10 protein-coding genes and 1 other RNA gene are annotated in these 17,572 nt (G+C 46.5%); 9 read left to right on the top strand and 2 right to left on the bottom strand.

Annotated elements, in window-relative coordinates; all coding sequences use genetic code 11:
• The first annotated feature begins 25 nt into the window (after window positions 1–25).
• From psb34 to QUB06_RS09850, 3 genes are all read left to right on the top strand, one after another.
• Window positions 26–193, top strand: a complete 168-nt coding sequence (gene psb34 / locus QUB06_RS09860; RefSeq protein WP_333103838.1) for a photosystem II assembly protein Psb34 — start codon at window positions 26–28, stop codon at window positions 191–193.
• Between the two features lie 588 nt (window positions 194–781).
• Window positions 782–3,049 (top strand): hypothetical protein, encoded by a 2,268-nt coding sequence (locus QUB06_RS09855; protein ID WP_333435133.1) that lies wholly within the window; start codon window positions 782–784, stop codon window positions 3,047–3,049.
• Between the two features lie 105 nt (window positions 3,050–3,154).
• The gene (locus QUB06_RS09850; protein ID WP_333320696.1) at window positions 3,155–3,847 is read left to right on the top strand and encodes a response regulator transcription factor; all 693 of its coding nucleotides are present in this window, start codon (window positions 3,155–3,157) and stop codon (window positions 3,845–3,847) included.
• Window positions 3,848–3,965: 118 nt separating this feature from the next.
• Here QUB06_RS09850 and hemG read toward each other — a convergent pair whose 3' ends face one another.
• Window positions 3,966–5,426 (bottom strand): protoporphyrinogen oxidase, encoded by a 1,461-nt coding sequence (gene hemG, locus QUB06_RS09845; RefSeq protein WP_333435132.1) that lies wholly within the window; start codon window positions 5,424–5,426, stop codon window positions 3,966–3,968.
• 34 nt (window positions 5,427–5,460) lie between these two features.
• Between hemG and QUB06_RS09840 the strand changes: the two genes are divergently transcribed.
• From QUB06_RS09840 to QUB06_RS09815, 6 genes are all read left to right on the top strand, one after another.
• A complete protein-coding gene (locus QUB06_RS09840; RefSeq protein WP_333435131.1) occupies window positions 5,461–5,685 on the top strand; it encodes a hypothetical protein in 225 nt (74 codons plus the stop codon).
• Between the two features lie 739 nt (window positions 5,686–6,424).
• Window positions 6,425–10,660: a PAS domain S-box protein gene (locus tag QUB06_RS09835; protein WP_333435130.1), complete on the top strand. Its 4,236-nt coding sequence runs from the start codon at window positions 6,425–6,427 to the stop codon at window positions 10,658–10,660.
• Between the two features lie 76 nt (window positions 10,661–10,736).
• Window positions 10,737–11,918, top strand: coding sequence for a magnesium/cobalt transporter CorA (corA, locus tag QUB06_RS09830; RefSeq protein ID WP_333435129.1), 1,182 nt, complete (start codon window positions 10,737–10,739; stop codon window positions 11,916–11,918).
• 449 nt (window positions 11,919–12,367) lie between these two features.
• Window positions 12,368–12,801, top strand: an RNA gene (gene rnpB, locus QUB06_RS09825) — RNase P RNA component class A.
• A 280-nt stretch (window positions 12,802–13,081) separates the two neighbouring features.
• Window positions 13,082–13,789 (top strand): ribonuclease III, encoded by a 708-nt coding sequence (rnc, locus tag QUB06_RS09820; RefSeq protein WP_333435128.1) that lies wholly within the window; start codon window positions 13,082–13,084, stop codon window positions 13,787–13,789.
• A 186-nt stretch (window positions 13,790–13,975) separates the two neighbouring features.
• A complete protein-coding gene (locus QUB06_RS09815; protein WP_333435127.1) occupies window positions 13,976–15,235 on the top strand; it encodes a Gfo/Idh/MocA family oxidoreductase in 1,260 nt (419 codons plus the stop codon).
• Window positions 15,236–15,273: 38 nt separating this feature from the next.
• Here the strand turns inward: QUB06_RS09815 and QUB06_RS09810 are convergent, their stop codons facing one another.
• Window positions 15,274–17,322, bottom strand: a complete 2,049-nt coding sequence (locus QUB06_RS09810) for an ATP-binding protein (RefSeq protein WP_333435126.1) — start codon at window positions 17,320–17,322, stop codon at window positions 15,274–15,276.
• Between the last annotated feature and the right edge of the window lie 250 nt (window positions 17,323–17,572).

Here is a 17,572-nt window from a genome sequence, read left to right as displayed (position 1 = left end):
TCAAAAATATTAAGGATTGTGACTGATGCCTTACATCAAAGATGACGATGGACGCCTGAACAACTTTGCTAAAGAGCCGAAGGTGTATGAAGCCGTACCTCCTAACAAGAACCAGCAACGCAACTACATCATCCTGGGTATTGCAGCAGCCATGTTAGTCGCCGGTTTGGTGTACGTGGCTGCCTCCGTCTGAAAACTGGCCTGAGACTCAAAGCTGCTTCAAATCGCAATTTTAAATAATCCTTCGAGAAACCATGTTTTCCTTTCCCAAGGAAACATGGTTTTTGTGTTTCAATACAAAGCAGGGAGTTGCGACAATCCTGAAGCGTGCCGAGCGAGCTGGAAAGCTAAATAAGACCAGCATAAATTTGGTGTTTTCCTCTCGGCTGTCGGGTTCAGGGACTTGGGTTGCACTTAATCACACTGGTTTGCCACCCACATAAAATTGCCAATTGAAAATCTACACTCCTTTAGTCATCATCGGTGCGATTGACAATCAAGCATCCAGGATACAAGCCCCCGGATTCATTCCGAAAGCAGACTCAGGGCCCAGAAATAAAAAACCTGTATCCGATAAAGGAGCCCCCGAATTTATCCGTGCGGTCAAGGCTTCAATCTAAAATCTAAAATCTCAAATCTCAAATCGATTGACTGCCTTCGGGGCTTAGTTGTGAGTTATGAGCGATCGAGATTTCAACTCTCAACTCTACAATCTAAAATCTACAATCCCAAATCTAAAACCTAAAACCTAAAATCTAAAATCTAAAATCGGCTGCTCCTGATGTCTATTCCTTCCCAAAAAGTTTCTAGCTCGAACAAGCTGATCTACCAACGCTTGAAACAGGCGATCGACCTCAATTTACGCCGTCAAATTTTTATCGCCGCCTGCGACGACTTGTGCTTGCGGGACTGTCTGGCAGCCCGCTTGCACACAGAATTAATCGCAGAGAGCGCAGGCTCCGATCCTCGGATCGACTACCCCCGATTTGTCAGTTTGGAACTCGACTTGAGCGAGCCAAATCCTTGGGGTTCGATCGCCGCGTGGCTGACCCAACACCCACCGCCGCAAAACAGAGGCAGCTACAGCCGTTTGCCGGGATTTCAAATTATCGGGGCCGAACACCTGACCAGGCAGTCAGCATCCGTGCAGTGGTCGTTCCTGAGCTATTTGAGGGACATTGAAGCAAACCTGCAATTGTGCGAGTCTGCTCTGTTGCTGTGGGTGTCGCGCCCCTGGCTAAGTTCGATCGAGCAATCGGCCCCAGAATTTTGGCACTGGCGAACCGGAGTATTTGAGTTTGAAGGCGAACCAACTCCAGCTAAGGAAGACTTCGGGCACTTTGAGGACTTCGGGAACTCAGGAGACTTGCGAAACTTGCGGGACAGCGGAAACTTTGGCAACCAACTTTTAATATCTTCTTTGTCTGGACAATCCCCAATTCCCGACGAACAATCCCCAATTTCCTATCCCCCGTCCCCAGCGCCAGATTCTAAATCCGTCCAACTGGCAGATGAGGAACCATCCCCAATTTCCCATCCCCCGTCCCCAGCGCCAGATTCTAAATCCGTCCAACTGGCCGATTTGGTGCTAGCAGCGGCTTCTGAGGATTTGGAAGGCGAAAATAATCCCTCATCAGAGGAGAATTTTCTGCCGCTGCAAACCCTGCAATACATCGAACTGCTGCAAGAACATCAGTGTTGTTCCGAAGCATTGGCTTTGGCTTATCACGGTTTGGGAAATTACTACCGCGATCGCATTTTGGGCGGAGACGTTTCAGAGCAAAACCTGACAATCGCCATTCGCGCGATCGAACAAGTGATTGCGTATCTCGAAGTTGACAGCAACTCGCAGCAAAATCAACCACTAACTGAGGAATGCGCGCGGCTGATTGCCCAATTGACACAAAATTTAACTCAGTACGCCCAGGAGTCCAACAGCCTACCGCCAATTTCCGATCTGCTTAACGATCTCGGCACTCTCTATTGGATGCTGTCGCGCGATCGCACCAATACCCTCAACGCCTCCGATCCAGTATCCAGCCTTGAACGCAGCATCGCCCTCTACCTTGAAGGTTTGAACCGAACAGATGCCGAAACCGTACCCCAAACCCGCGTTAGATTAAACAAAAATTTGGGAATCGCCTCGGCCGATTTAGCCCGCTATCAAGACAAGACAGAGAACTTGCAGCACGCAGTTGCAGCTTACCAACAAGCGCTGCTGGATCTCGATCCCGCCGTGGAGCCTCAGCAGTACGCTGCTGCTCAGAATAATTTGGCGACAGCATACTGGAATTTAGCTCAAGATGGTGAGCCGATCGTATATCTCAAAAGCGCGATCGCAGCTTACACCCAAGCCCTCTCCTGTTACAGTCCCGAACGAGAACCCCTCAACTATGCCGGAGTGCAAAACAACCTCGGTACCGCCTGCTGGAACCTCGCTCAGCACGAACCCTCAGAACCCCTGCTAGTCAGGGCGATTTCCGCCTACCGCGAAGCATTGAAATACCGCACCAGAGAATTAGTACCCGCAGCAGCAGCAGCCACCTACAACAATCTCGGTACCGCTTATTGGCATTTGGCGAACCAGTTTCAGCAGAAACAGGCGCGGACGGAATCATTGCAGCAGGCGATTACCGCCTACGAAGCCGCCCTGGATATCGCCGGAGAGATCGATCGAACCAAACTCACTTTTGACGCCTTGGCCGCCCGTAACAATCTCGGACTAGCCCACTATCAACTAGCCACAGACCCAGATTTCGCCGCTAACAAAGTCGCACAGACAAGCCATCTAGAAGCAGCGCTGCAGCACCAGTTGCAAGTGTGCGCCGAATGGGGACAATATCTCAATGACAAAGGGTTAATATATGGGGATAAACTCAACCTGCAAGCCCCGGCAAACTCCCAAGCTGCTGATTCCCGGCAAACAGCATTGAGCTATATTGTCAAAACGATTAGAGCTTTCTATAGTGAATGTGGGCTGCCAGGCCAAAATTTAGCCTTATCCAAAGTTCCCGGAGATTTATTGCCCGAAATCTTGCGTAGGTTATAAATATGGCTATAACTATTAAAAGCTCAATTTTTTCGAGATTTGTATCCAGTTTTCTATTATTATGGCTGAATCTTCTTGCCTAATTCTTCAAGCAAACTTGTGGTCATGGCCCCTGTAAAAATCCTTGTGGTTGATGACGACCCGGCAATCCGAAATTTAATTCACCGTTTTTTGAGCCAGCAAGGTTATCAAGTTGAGTCTGGCGAGGACGGTGAGACGGGTCTGGAATTATTTGAGCAACTCAATCCTGACTTAGTAGTTCTAGATGTAAATTTACCTGATACAACTGGCTACAAACTGTGTCAAGAAATGCAAAGACGCACGGGTGTGTTTGTGTTGATGCTGACTGCCCGAACCGATGAAGCTGACAAAATGAAAGGGTTTGCCGAAGGTGCTGACGACTACATTACTAAACCTTTTAGTCTTGTAGAGATTGGAGCTCGCGTTGCAGCAATTTTGAAGCGCAAACGCATTGTTACTCCCGCCGAACAACAAAGTCTTACTTTTGGAGAGCTACTAATAGATCCGGTTCGCCGCGAGGTGATTCTCGGCAGTCAGATAGTTGCTTTGACTGCTTTAGAATTCGATCTGCTGTACTGTTTGGCCAGCAAACCCGGTCGCGTGTGGAGGCGATCGGAATTGCTGCATGAAGTGTGGGACTACGAGTATGTAGGAGCCGATCGCGTGGTGGATGTTCATATCGGTCAAATTCGCCGCAAAATTGAACTAGATCCCAATCAAATGCCGATGATTCAAACCGTCAGGGGGGTGGGTTACAAGTTTGAGCCAACAACCTAGTAGCATTCGCCGGCACGTCCGTCGGCACACCAGGCAGAAGGCAGTATAGGGGCGGGTTCACCAATATCTCGGATTCACATCCTCGATATTTGTAAACCCGCCCTCCCCACGCCATAATTCAGATCGATCGAGTATCTGATTGTTTTTTCTGCAAATACTCGCCCACTTCTCGTGCACCCTCAAAACCCCTTCGCACGCAATCTCCCAAAGCCACTCCGCCAACGTAGTTACTGCACAAATACAGCCCAGGCAAAGATTTTAAGCCCTCATCGATTTGTTGCAGGCGATCGAAATGCCCCAAATTGTACTGAGGAATCGCCCGCTTCCACACATTCACCGCTAAAACTTTGGGCTGTGGCACATCTGGTTTCAGCAAAATCCGAGACAAATCTCGGTGCACCTCCCGAACGATTTCTTCTGAGTCGAGATTGCCAATTTCCGAGTCTGTAGCCCCGCCGATGAAACTGGTGAGAGTGTGCCAGCCCGCAGGCGTGCGATCGGCAAATAAACTCGATGTCCAAATCGTCCCCAGAGTGCGAATTCCCTGCCCCCTCGGAATTAAATTTCCAAAACCTACTAATTTACCCTTGACATCCGAATGCGGATATGCTAATACCACGCAGGCAACCGTAGGATAAGTAAAAGCTTGTAAAGCGCTGCTAACTTCTGGTTGCAGAGGCTGCAACAAATCGGCTGTAACATAAGCCGGTGTGGTCAAAACCACGGTACGCGCCTCAACTTCCTGCTGTCCGTCGGGCGTCGAGAATACAGCAATGTAAGTTTCGCGTTCTGTACGCTGGAGGCGAGTCAGGTGCCAGTTGAGTTTCAGTCGATCGCCCAATTCAGCAGCGATCGCCTCTGGCAAAGCCTTCAACCCCTGTTTAAACGAACCCAACTCCCCCGGCCTAGTCTTAGGCACATTCGGGTCTGCAGGCATTTGCTTCGGTCTTTTCCTAGCAGAAAGCAGCGCCCCCGCTACCAGCCCGCCACCCACATCAGCCATCTTTGCTACCCGCCCAAAAGCCGCCGCCGCGCTAAGTTGTTGCGGATCTCCGGCATAAACCCCAGAAACAAAAGGTTCCACCAACCGCTGCATCACTTCCTGCCCCAGATGACGGCGGAAAAATTGAGAAACAGTTTCCTCGTCACGCTGCTGCGAAAGTCCAGCGCCCATTGCCGGCGCGACAAACCCCAAAGCCCCGAACAACGCCCGCAGTTTCCCCGGAAAACTCAGCAACTGAGACTGAATCATCGCCGGTGGACTCATCGGCACCGGTTGCAGCTTTTTTTGCCAATAAACAAAACGAGGCAATTTGCGATCGGCAAAAATCAACTCCTGCTTCAATCCCACATCTACAGCCAACTTCATCAATTCTGGCGTCGGCGAAAAACTGTTCGGGCCCTCCTCCCAGAGAAACCCCCCCGCTGTCATAGTGGTGATGTTCCCGCCCACACGTCCCTGACTCTCAGCGACTACAATCTTCAGCGAGGATGGACTCGTTGCTTCCTTGTGAAGTGCGTGCGCCAAACTCAAACCGCTAATACCCGCACCCACAATCAAGGTATCTAATAGTTCCATATTACATAGAAAAATATCGCAATCTTTATGTTACATGGCTTTGCACGGCTTGCGTTCTTTGCTGGGCGTACTGCCAAACCGCTTTCAGATTACCGAATTGGGAATTGGGAATCGGGAATTGGGAATCGGGAATTGGGAAGCTGTCGGGCATTTCTTAAGCATTTTTCTCGCAGGTTGTGGATTAACCTCTGCCCACCTCCCCGTCTCCCCGTCTCCCCGTCTCTCGATCTCGCTTTTGTATCCGCTGGGTCTGGTGTAAAAAAAGACCATCTGCTGTTATTAAGCTATATTCCCAAAAATACTATTTATTTAAAATTTTTGTATTATAGGGAACAGCGCCGAAAATTGCACTGGGCAACGCAGTAGTAAAGTGTCCAAAAAGATTTGAGTGGGTTAAACTTATATGTTGCACCATTCTCAATTAGCCTTTTATGAACAGGCTTTTCGGCCTGTTCCACAAAATATAAATTTTCTTGTGGAACAGGCAAGATGCCTGTTGCTGACAATGGTGCAAGATATCAGTTAAACTAACTTTAGGAAAATTTTAGAGCTTAAGCAAGTCAGCACCCCGCTCTCAACAGATGGGGCTTTATGCCCTAATCAAAAGAGAGAGTTGACCAGCGATCGTCTTAACTGATTACGTTATCAAAAATATGGGTGTAAGCCCAAGCTGCTAGGCGATCGCGCGTGAAATATTTGAAACGGTAATTCTTCCGTTGAAAGTAGATCATAAAAGTACCAAGTGACCAAGTAGCCCCCTGTAGAAGTAATCAATATTCAAGGCGGTTAAAACTGCCTGATGAGTGTTTTCCTCGATCGGTCTACTCACATCTTGCACCATTCTCAAGAACAGGCAAGATGCCTGTTCCACAAAGAGTTAATTTCTTGTGGGTTGGGCATCCGGCCCGCCCATAAAAGCTTATTGAAAATGGTGCAACATATGAGTCTAAAGACACGAGGTTTCCACAATACTAAGCTTTTCTCATGAAAAAATACCCATGCAGGAAGTTATCAACTCGTTTCAGTCTTTTTTCTCTAACTCTGTTGATGCTTTCCTAGAGTGCGATCGACAGCAAAATTACCTATCGATCAATCCTGTCGCTGCTGCTTGGATGGGATTGGAGCCGGCTGAAATAGTTAACAAAACTAATCAGGAATTATTAAAATTATATCCCAATAATGCTGCTGTCAAAAATATAATCTCGCAGATTGATTCTTGCCTGCAACAAGTATTTATTACCGGGGAAAAACGGCTGGCAATTCATGAGGTGACGACGGCAGACGGCGGGATTAAAATTTACGAAACTGCTTACACGCCAGCGGTAGATGCCTCTAGCAAGCAGATGCGGGTTTTGGGTGTCGGTAGAGATATCACCAGGCATTACCGCTGGCAGCAGCAGAAAACTCAACAGTTGCGCCGATCGAACCATTTACTGTGGTTGAATGCAGCTAACAGTCCCCTGGCAATGGTGGGCTGGGATGAAGATTTTCGGATAGTTCAGTGGTCGAAACGTGCCGAAGAAATTTTTGGCTGGACATCCGATGATATGATGGGCAAGCAGTTCGGCGATTTGGCTTTGATTTGCGAGGAAGATCGAGAGGCTGTAAGCGCGATCGAGCTTGAACTAGCCACTGGCAACGGCAATACTTCAATTAACCGCAACTATACTAAAAGCGGACAGGTAATTTGGTGTCGCTGGTTCAACTCGATTATTCGCAGTGGCGACACTTTTACCGTGCTTTCTTTGGTGGAAGATATCACCGATCGCAAACGGTTGGAAGCAGAAAAAGCCCAAGCTTCTCGCCTCACAGCAATGGTAGCCGATGTGGGTATTGCCCTTACCAAACACCCTGAAGATATCCTGCTTCCCTGCTGCGAGGCAATGGTGCGAAATCTCGATGTCGCTTCGGCTGAAATTTGGACTTTCAACTCTCAACATAATGTTTGCCAATTGCAAGCAGCATCGGGAATCTACAGCCGCACAGACGATCGGGCTAGGTTTATTGAAAGTAAGGTTAACTTTATAGCCAAACAGCAAAAACCGGAATTTGACTGCGGATTTGAACTGAACAATTTTGGACTCCCAGAGGAAGAATCCGCAAAAGCAACAGATGAGCAAAGTTCCGAAGTAGCAATTATCAATGCCAGTCAAAAGCCGACAAATTGCCCAATCCCCAAGCAAATTCTCACCTTCGCGGGCTACCCTTTGATAGTCGAAGAACGGCTGGTGGGAGTAATGGTAATTATCAGCAGCCAGCCGCTGACAGCACCGTTTCAGGAAACTTTAGCATCGGTTGCGGATGTCATTGCTTTAGGCATCGAACGCAAGCGTGCAGAATCTGAATTAAAATCAGCTAGAGCTTTCCTCAATTCCGTAGTAGAAAACCTGCCGGTGGGAGTTTTTGCTAAAGATGCTTCTTCGCTGAAATTTGTGCTGTGGAATAAAGCGGGAGAAACGATCGCAGGTGTTACTTCTCAAGAGGCGATCGGCAAAAATGACTACGATATTTACCCCAAAGAACAAGCTGATGTTTTTACTGCTCAAGACAGGGAAATATTGACCGGTGAACACAACCAATCTACTGTTAAAGACATAGGCGAAGAGCCGATCCAAACTCGCCACAAAGGTATGAGAATACTGCACACCCGCAAAGTGCCAATTCTCGACGCGGCAGGCCGTCCTCAGTACGTTTTGGGGATTACTGAAGATATTACCGAACGCAGGCAGGTAGACGAAAGCGTGCGCCTCTACGACCAAATTGTCGAGAATATGCAAATTGGTTTGTACGTCTACCATTTAGAAAATATAGACGATGACAGCACTCTCAGGGCGATCGCCTCCAATCCTGCCGCTACCCTATTTACCGGATTAGAAATGGCGGATGTTTTGGGAATGACAATCGACGAGATTTTTCCCCACCTGCGATCGAAAAATATTCCCCAAGCATTTGCTTCGGTAATTCGCACCCAGAAAGCCGTAGAAGTTGAAGATATTGAGTGCGATGAAGGGGGTCGAATAACTCGCGCTTTTTCTATTAAAGCTTTTCCATTACCCAACAACTGCGTCGGTGTTGCTTTTGAAAACATTACTGGTCGCAAGTGCCTAGAACTAGAACTGCAGGCGTCTTTGGAAAAAACCGAACGTTCCGAACAACTCCTGCGTACAGTAATAGACAAAACTAGCGACTGGATTTTGGCCAAAGACAAAAATTTTCGCTGTATTTTGGCCAACAGGAGTTTCGCTCAAGCGATCGGCAAAACAGTCGAAGAGATAATTGGCAAATCTGATTTAGAATTAGGATTTTCAGAAGAACTCGTGTTTGGGAATTCCGCCAGAAATATCCGAGGCTTCCGCACAGACGACTCTGCTGTACTGGCCGGCGAAATCATCCACAATCCCTGCGATCCGGCAACTATTGCTGACGGTTCAGTACATATTTTTGATACCCATAAACTTCCCCTGCGCGACGCTGAAGGTAATGTATTTGCAGTGCTAGCTTTCGCTCACGATATTACCGAACGACATGAATCGGAAGCAGCTTTGCGTAGAAGTGAATCCAGATTTAGGTCTTTGGTAGCTAATATTCCCGGAGTGGTTTATCGCTGGAAGTGCGATTTTTCGACTAATTTTATTAGCGATGCCGTTTACTTATTAACGGGATACCATGCGGCAGATTTTATTTGGCTTTTGGACAGGAGATGCCGGACTTTTGCTAGCATTATTTACCCGGAAGATTTGGCCAAAGTAGAAGCAACTATTCGGCAAGGCATAGGAAACAAAGAGTCTTATAACTTGGAATATCGGTTGCTAGCAGCAGACGGCACGGTTAAATGGGTGTGGGATAAGGGTTCTCCTGTGTTTGACGCAGATGGAAACGTTTGCTATTTGGACGGGGTGATTTTTGATATTAGCGATCGGTACTACGCCGAGGAAGCATTGCGCCAAAAAACTTTAGAGTTAGAAGCAGTTTTTCGCGCTTTGCCTGATTTGTATTTTCGACTAGATGCTGACGGTATAATCGTGGATTATTTGTCAGGAACTTCTTCGAGTTTATACCTACCTCCCGAACATTTTATCGGCCAACGAATCACAGACATATTGCCACCCAATGTCGCCGACCAATTTGCCCAAGCAATCTTTGAAATTTCCGCAACAAGAAATTCAATCGATATAGAATATTCGCTTTTCGTGTCGGAAGAAGAAAAAACTTATGAAGCCCGACTGTTGCCGTTTAATTCAGATCAGATTATTATTCTAGCCCGCAATATTACCCAGCGCAAACAAGCCGAAGCTCAATTAAAACATAAAAATCGCCAGCTAGAGCAAACATTGAAACAATTAGGCAGGACTCAAGCTCAACTAATTCAAGCGGAAAAAATGTCGGGTTTGGGACAGCTAGTGGCGGGAATTGCTCACGAAATTAATAATCCTGTCAGTTTTATTTACGGTAATATCACTTACGCTAGTGAGTATGCCAAAAACTTGCTGGAACTGTGCAGTTTGTACCAGGAATACTACCCGGAACCTGTTGCTGTTATCCAAGATTTGGCCGAAGAAATAGAACTAGAATTCATGAAAGAGGATTTCCCGCACCTGCTGACTTCAATTCAAACGGGAGCAGATCGAATTCGCCAAATAGTTCTGTCTTTGCGTAACTTTTCCCGCCTGGAAGAATCCGATCTTAAGCGTGTTAATATTCACGAAGGAATAGAGAGTGCTCTGTTAATTTTGCAACATAAGATTAAAGAAAATGGTAGAAATCGTCCTATTCAAATAGTTAAAGAATATGGAAAATTGCCGCAGATACAGTGCTACGTGGGACAGTTAAATCAAGTGTTTATGAATATTTTAAATAATGCTATTGATGCTTTGGCGAATGTCAGGCAGAGGAAGTTGGACTTGGCGAGTTATGTGGAAGAGGAAGGGCAAGATTTTGCTAGTTTACCTTTAAGTTGTGACACATTGCCTTGGATTCGGATTCGCACGGAGGTGTTGGAGAATAATCGGGTTGCGATCGTAATTTCCGATAACGGGTGTGGAATGGCAGAGTCTGTTAAATGTCGGGTATTTGACCCGTTTTTTACTACTAAACCAGTAGGCAAAGGTACAGGTTTGGGACTGTCTATCTCCTATCAGATTGTGGTGGAAAGACACGGAGGGACGCTGCAGTGCATTTCCGCGCCGGGAGAGGGAACTGAATTTGCGATCGAGATTCCAATTCGGCAGAGGTAAGGAGTCATTGGTAATTGGTAGTAGCACGAGAAAAATGATACTCTAACTAAAGGTTGTAAAAGTCAGGAATATTAGCATGGTATACAAAAGCATACATACTTCTAATGCCGTTGCCAAACCAATTAAAGATGATGAGGATGATGATGATTCCTACGTTGACTATTTTTATGACGATCAGGGGGCTCCGCCGGGAACTCTCGACTTAGAACCCGATGCGCCGCCTCCGGAGATTGTATTAATTGACTATTGCGAAACAGCAGCTACTCGCGCCCACTTGGCAAATCCTCAAGAAGGTGCTGCGTATTTAGATACAGCATCTGTTTCTTGGGTGGATATGTTGGGATTAGGAAACAAAGAAACTTGGCGGCAAATGGCCGAAGTATTTAATTTGCACGTAATGGCTCAGGAAGATGTAGTTAATGTTCCCCAGCGACCGAAAGTTGTAGATTATGAAGAACATATTTTAATCATTGCTTGGATGGTGATGCTTCATCCAGAATCAGATACTTTTCATAAAGAACAAGTAAGTTTTATTTTGGGCAAGCATTACCTGCTAACTGTTCAGGAAGAACCAGACTATGATTGTTTTGGGCCCGTGCGCGATCGCATTCGTAAAGGACAAGGAATGATTCGCAAACACGGAGCCGATTATCTGGCTTATACTCTGTTAGATTCGATTATAGATGGATTCTTCCCTGTATTAGAAGTTTATGGAGAGCGCATTGAACAATTAGAGGATGAAGTGGTGCTAAACCCCACCCGCAAAACCCTGGAAAAAATCTATAAAATCCGGCGCGAATTGCTGACTCTGCGCCGCGCCATTTGGCCGCAGCGGGATGCAATTAATGTTTTGATTCGAGATAGCAGTGATTTGATTAGTCCAGAGGTGCGAATTTACCTGCGCGACTGTTACGATCACACGGTGCAGGTGATGGATATGGTGGAAACCTATCGAGAGTTGTCTTCGGGTTTGATGGATGTTTACTTGTCTTCGGTTGGCAATAAAATGAATGAAATCATGAAATTGCTGACGGTGATTTCGAGTATCTTTATTCCTCTAACTTTTGTGGCGGGAGTATACGGGATGAATTTCAATACAGAGAAATCGCCCTGGAATATGCCGGAACTTAATTGGTATTTTGGCTATCCGCTTTGTTGGGCAATTATGCTAGGGATCGCCTCTGGTTTAGTTTACTTCTTCTGGCGGCGCGGCTGGTTTGATAATTTTTCTACTGTGAAAGATGACTCATTAAAGTAACCGGATTGGAGATTTGAGATTTGGGATTGAAGATTGAATAATTCAAAATCCTGTTATGTAAAAAGGTTTCCTGCCCCTAGTTGAATCCCTGCCATAAATCCTGGCATGATCATTCCCAACTTTTGGGCCTCCAGATTCATCCGTGAGTGATTTTAAGGGGAGTTGCAGGGAAATTTAATTGTTGGGCGGGCCTTCGGGCCCACCGTACAAGAGTTTGAATAAACTGAGATGTTGCACCATTCTCGCTTAACAGGCTTTCCGGCCTGTTCCACAAGAGATGAATTTTATTGTGGAACAGGCATCTTGCCTGTTCATAAAAAGCTTATTGACAATAGTGCCAGATGTGAGAATAAACACAAATGTCCAAATTAAGTGGGCGACAAGTTAAAATATTCAATCTCAAATCTCAAATTGATTGACGAACGATCGCGTACAATAAATCTGGGGAAAAAGTAGGCGCAGGCGGTTGCGGATTAGCGAAAGCTTGTCTGAGGAAAGTCCGGGCTCCCGAAAAACCAAACTTGCTGGGTAACGCCCAGTGCGAGCGATCGTGAGGATAGTGCCACAGAAAGATACCGCCAATTAGTCATTAGTCAGCAGTCATTGGTCATTAGTAAGTAACTGAGGATTTTTGACTGGGAAGCAACCACTAATTTGGTAAGGGTGCAAAGGTGCGGTAAGAGCGCACCAGCAGCATCGAGAGGTGCTGGCTCGGTAAACCCCAGTTGGGAGCAAGGTCGGAGGAACTATGGTTGGTTTTTTACCAGTTCCGTTTTTTGGTACCGCTTGAGGCGTCTGGTAACAGGCGTCCCAGATAGATAACTGCCCTCGAAAACTGCTTGCAGTTGAGAGAACAGAACCCGGCTTATGTCCGACTTTTTCCCCCCCCATTTAATTAAAATTACCGCTTGGGAATCAGGTCAACAAATCCTTTCGACCTGTTTTATGTTGGGAAAGGTGTGCACTGCACACCCGGAGGAAGATTTTGGGTAAGGTGCACCATAAGCACCCGGAGGAATATTTAGTTTTTCAACTAATTTTTTTTTATTAATATGAATCTGATACCAGTAAAAAAAAATAATGCAACTTTTGAAAAGCTCCAAACCCGGATAGTCATCCGTGATTCCCACTTCTAAAATCTAAAATCTAAAATCTAAAATGGTATGATTTATCCGGGTCGCCAAAAGCAACTTGAAACATTAATTCAAAAATTGGGACTGACGAAGAATGCTTCGATAAAATGGCATCTCCTCGATTTAGCTTTGACTCATGCGAGCGCGTCAGCTAAGGCAAATTACGAGCAACTAGAGTTTGTCGGGGATGCAGTCGTGCGGCTGGCTGCGTCGGAATTGTTGTTTGAGATTTATCCTGACTGTACAGTGGGGGAATTTGCTGCTATTCGATCGATCTTGGTGAGCGATCGCATTCTTGCTAAAATCGCTGAAAGTTACGGCTTCGATCGCTATTTAATTGTTTCCAGCAGCGCCGCCGCAGACAAAACAGGCGCTGAGCCCCGGCTGGCAGATGCTTTGGAAGCGGTACTGGCTGCGCTTTATTTGAGTACCCAGACGTTAGAATTAATTCGCCCTTGGCTAGATTCTCACTTTCAACGCCTAGCGGCGGAAATCCGCAGCGATCCTGCCCGCCAAAACTACAAAGCTGCTCTCCAAGAGTTGACTCAAGGCAAATACAAAACTTTGCCCAAATATAGCGTGCAAGAAACCGGGACAGTGCAGGGCGGGGAGGATCGTTTTACCGCAGAAGTTCTCATTCAGGGAAAGTTGGTAGCAGAGGGAAAAGGTCGATCGATCAAAGCGGCCGAACAAGCAGCGGCTCAGGCAGCTTTCAATAAATTAGTTGGTAGTTGGTAGTCAGTAGTCAGTAGTCAGTAGTCATTAGTCATTAGTCATTAGTTATTAGTCATTCGGGCGAATGGGGAATTGCGAATGGGGAATTGCGAATGGGGAATTGCGAATGGGGAATTTTTAGTATTAAATAACACCAAATAACTTACAAATTATGCTATAATTGCTGTGCGATTTTTGAAATTATAATCAATGAAAATCGGAATAGCTGTATTGGGTGCGGGCCGCTGGGGAGTTAACTTAATTCGCAACTTTCTCGAACATCCCAACAGCCAAGTTTTAGCGGTGGTAGACCCGAATCGAGATTCATTGGCGGCCGTTCAAAAACAGTTTAATCTGGATGCCTCGGTGATTCTAGCTACCGATTGGTCTCAAGTGCAAGCCTTGCCGGGACTGCAAGCTGTGGCGATCGCCACTCCAGCTTCCACACACTACACCCTCGCAGCAGCAGCGCTGAAACAAGGCTACCACGTCTTAGCAGAAAAACCCCTCGCTCTCAACCTGACTGAAGCAATAGAACTCTGTCAATTAGCCGAAAAACAGCAGCGGCAACTCTTCGTTGACCACACTTATCTGTTTCATCCAGCAGTCGATCGAGGCCAAAGAATTATTCAACAGCATCAACTCGGAAAATTACGCTACGGTTACGCCCAGCGCACCCATTTTGAACCGGTGCGCCATGACGTTGATGCCCTTTGGGACTTGGCGATTCACGATATCGCTATTTTCAATACTTGGTTGGAACAAATGCCAATTGAAGTAAGGGCGATCGGCACTGTTTTTCCGAAGGAAGAAGGAAGAGGGAAGAAGGAAGAAGGAAGAAGGAAGCAGGAAGAAGAAAGAGGGAAGAAGGAAGAAGGAAGTTCGGCAACGGATTATGTAACGGATGTAACGGATGTAACGGATGTCAGTCCGATGGAAGTCGGAAGAAGGAATAGGGAAGAAGGAATAAATCAAGACGCAGCAGAAATTGAAAATCAATTTGCTCCTTCACTGCTGACTACTAATCCTGCAGAAAAACTAGCAGATTTAGTTTGGGTAACGCTCACCTATCCCGACGGATTTCAAGCATTTATTCACCTGTGCTGGCTAAATCCCGACAAACAACGGCGCTTAACAGTTGTTGGCAGTTTGGGAACCTTGATTTTTGATGAAATGTCGCCAGAAACTTCCCTGATTTTGCAGCGCGGCAATTCAGAGTGGCGAGGGGAAGAGAATAACTCTTTTGAAAGTGCGCTCGCGCCGCAGCCAACTGGCCTGAGACACCGCGAAGTGTTGAGTTTAGAACAAGTAGAACCGCTGAGGCGAGTGTGCGATCGCTTCCTCAACTGCGTGCAAACAAATACCCCCTGTCTTACCTCTTCGGGCGCGGCCTCGGTCGAATTAATCCGCATTCTCAGCACTTTGAGCAAATCCCTCGAACTCGGCGGACAGCCCCTAATACCATTTTAGATTTTAGATTTTAGATTTTAGATTGGGAAAATCACTCCTTAACTTTTGGAATTTCCCTTTTCCGTTACTAAATCCGGGCTGTGAAAATAAAAACTTGACTGCTGATTGACAGGCAAAGAAATCATCACCGTAGTACCTTGATTCACGCCCGCGCTGTGCAGGGTAATGCTTCCGATCATAGATTCCATGATCCTTCGGGAGATAGCCAAGCCCAAACCGTTACCGCCAAACCTGCGAGTTGTAGAACCATCAGCCATCACAAAAGGTTGAAACAATTTCTGCTGGTGCTCGGGATCGATACCAATTCCCGTATCTTTAATTGTCACCACCACCCAATCGCTTTGACCGCTGGGGCCCGTCGTACTTTCCCCACTGCCGTTGTTAAAACTAGCAGAATTAGTCCTCGATTCTAGCCGCACAGATATACTAATACTCCCCGACTCTGTAAACTTAACGGCATTGCTCAAAATATTTAAAAACACCTGTTTTAGCTTCTCCGGATCGGCATGAACAATAATCGGATCGTGAGGCTCTGGCAAACTTAACTTCAAGCCTTTTTCCTCAATTTGAGTCGCTTGCAAATCAATCGCGTCTTCAAGTACCTGAGTAATATCAACTACTTCTAAAATCATGGAGAAGGTGCCGGATTCTATTTTAGCAATGTCCAAAATATCATTAATAATATTGAGCAATTGCATGGACGAGTCGTGGGCCCGCTGTAAAAACTCCATTTCTTCATCTCGGTCATCGCAGTAGCCGTCCCGCACAATTTGAATAAAACCAATAATCCCGTTGAGAGGCGTTCTTAATTCGTGAGAAATATTCCCCAAAAATTCATTTTTTAATTGATTGGCAACTTGCGCTTCTTTGGTTGCTACTTCCAATTCTTTGGCCCAGGCTCTGAGGCGCTGTACCATGCTGTTGAGTGCTTCTGATAGTTGATTAAATTCCCTAATTTGGAAATCTTGGGGCACTGTCTGCGACGCTTCCGTATCTACTTTCATGGCGTAGTCTCTCAGTTTTTCCACAGGACGCGCCAAGTCGCGAGACAGATATAAAGTCGCGATGATACTAGCAGCAACCAAACCTACAATTAAATTAAATAAAACTTGCTGAATTTCTTCCAAACCTGACAGAGCGTAATCTAAACGAGAGACAGCTAAAATAATCCACTTGCTGTTCTCCTGTGTAGTTGAAGGACTCGGGATAGCGGCGTATCCTGCTAGCAACTCTACACCATTTCTTTCAAAAGAAAATAGGTGGAGAAAAGCTGTTCCGCCTGCGATCGCCCTTCGGACAATACTTTTTAGTCGATCGGCATCTGCCTCTTGGTCGATATTGCGGCCCACGCGGTTGACATTAGGGTGCGCCAAAATTGTCCCATCTTGGTCGATCGCCACCGTATAGCCGGCTAGAGAACCCTTGGGAGCGCTGGTTTGCACAGGCAAGGCCGACTGCAAACTCAAAGCATAACTCAACTGCAGGGTATTGCCCCGACGAATGTAAACAGGAGCGCTCAACACCAAACTCGCTTGGCTATCGGAGCCTTCTTTACCCGCCTCGGGAAAATCCTCAGCCCCCAAAGCCATCTTCTGATCGTTTGCTGTCCCCTGGCGCTGGGGAGGTAAGGACAGACTGATGTAAACGCTCTTGTCGTCCAGCAGCGTTTGCTGCTGCTGTACGGGCGGCCAAAATTTTGCCGGCAACGACTGAATCGGCTGCTGCCCGCAAGTGCTTGCTATCACTTGATTTGTCTTTAAGTTAGTCAATTGCAAGCAATCAACCTGCGCTGGCAACCGCTGCCCTAATTGCGCGATAAACTTTTGATAATCCTTCGGATCTACCGACTGCAACATCGAGCTTTCGGAAGCGCCGATCAGATTCGACTTCAGCGATTTCGCCCACTGTTCAATAGTGTCTGCTTTTCTGACTGCACTTTCTGTCAAGTTTTGACGAGCAGTTTCCAGAAGCGTCGAGCGTGCCTTGCGATAGGTAACATACTCCCCCACCAGTAGAACCGGTACGCTGAGCAACAAAATCCGCGACAGTAAAATACGGCGAAAGGAGGATTGACCTAACTTAACCATAGGAAATATCTAAATTAAGGTGCAACACCCAACAGCGACCATTAAAGTGAAATAAACCAGACCGAAAGCGTGAATCTGTCTAGGGGGCTCTGCTGACTGGACAACACAGCTTCCGAACAACATTTAAACACAATTATAGAAGCCACTGTAGTAATCTCGATTCTAAGTGTGTGGACTTAAAGAGGCTTAGCAATTTGTTTGGCAACTGCCTGTGATTTCGGTCACACTTCCCTTCTCAATTTTCGGCTCG

Origin of the sequence: Microcoleus sp. D2_18a_D3 (assembly GCF_036702455.1) — a bacterium.
Classification (GTDB): Bacteria; Cyanobacteriota; Cyanobacteriia; order Cyanobacteriales; family Microcoleaceae; genus Microcoleus.
This window is presented reverse-complemented; position numbering and strand designations above follow the sequence as displayed.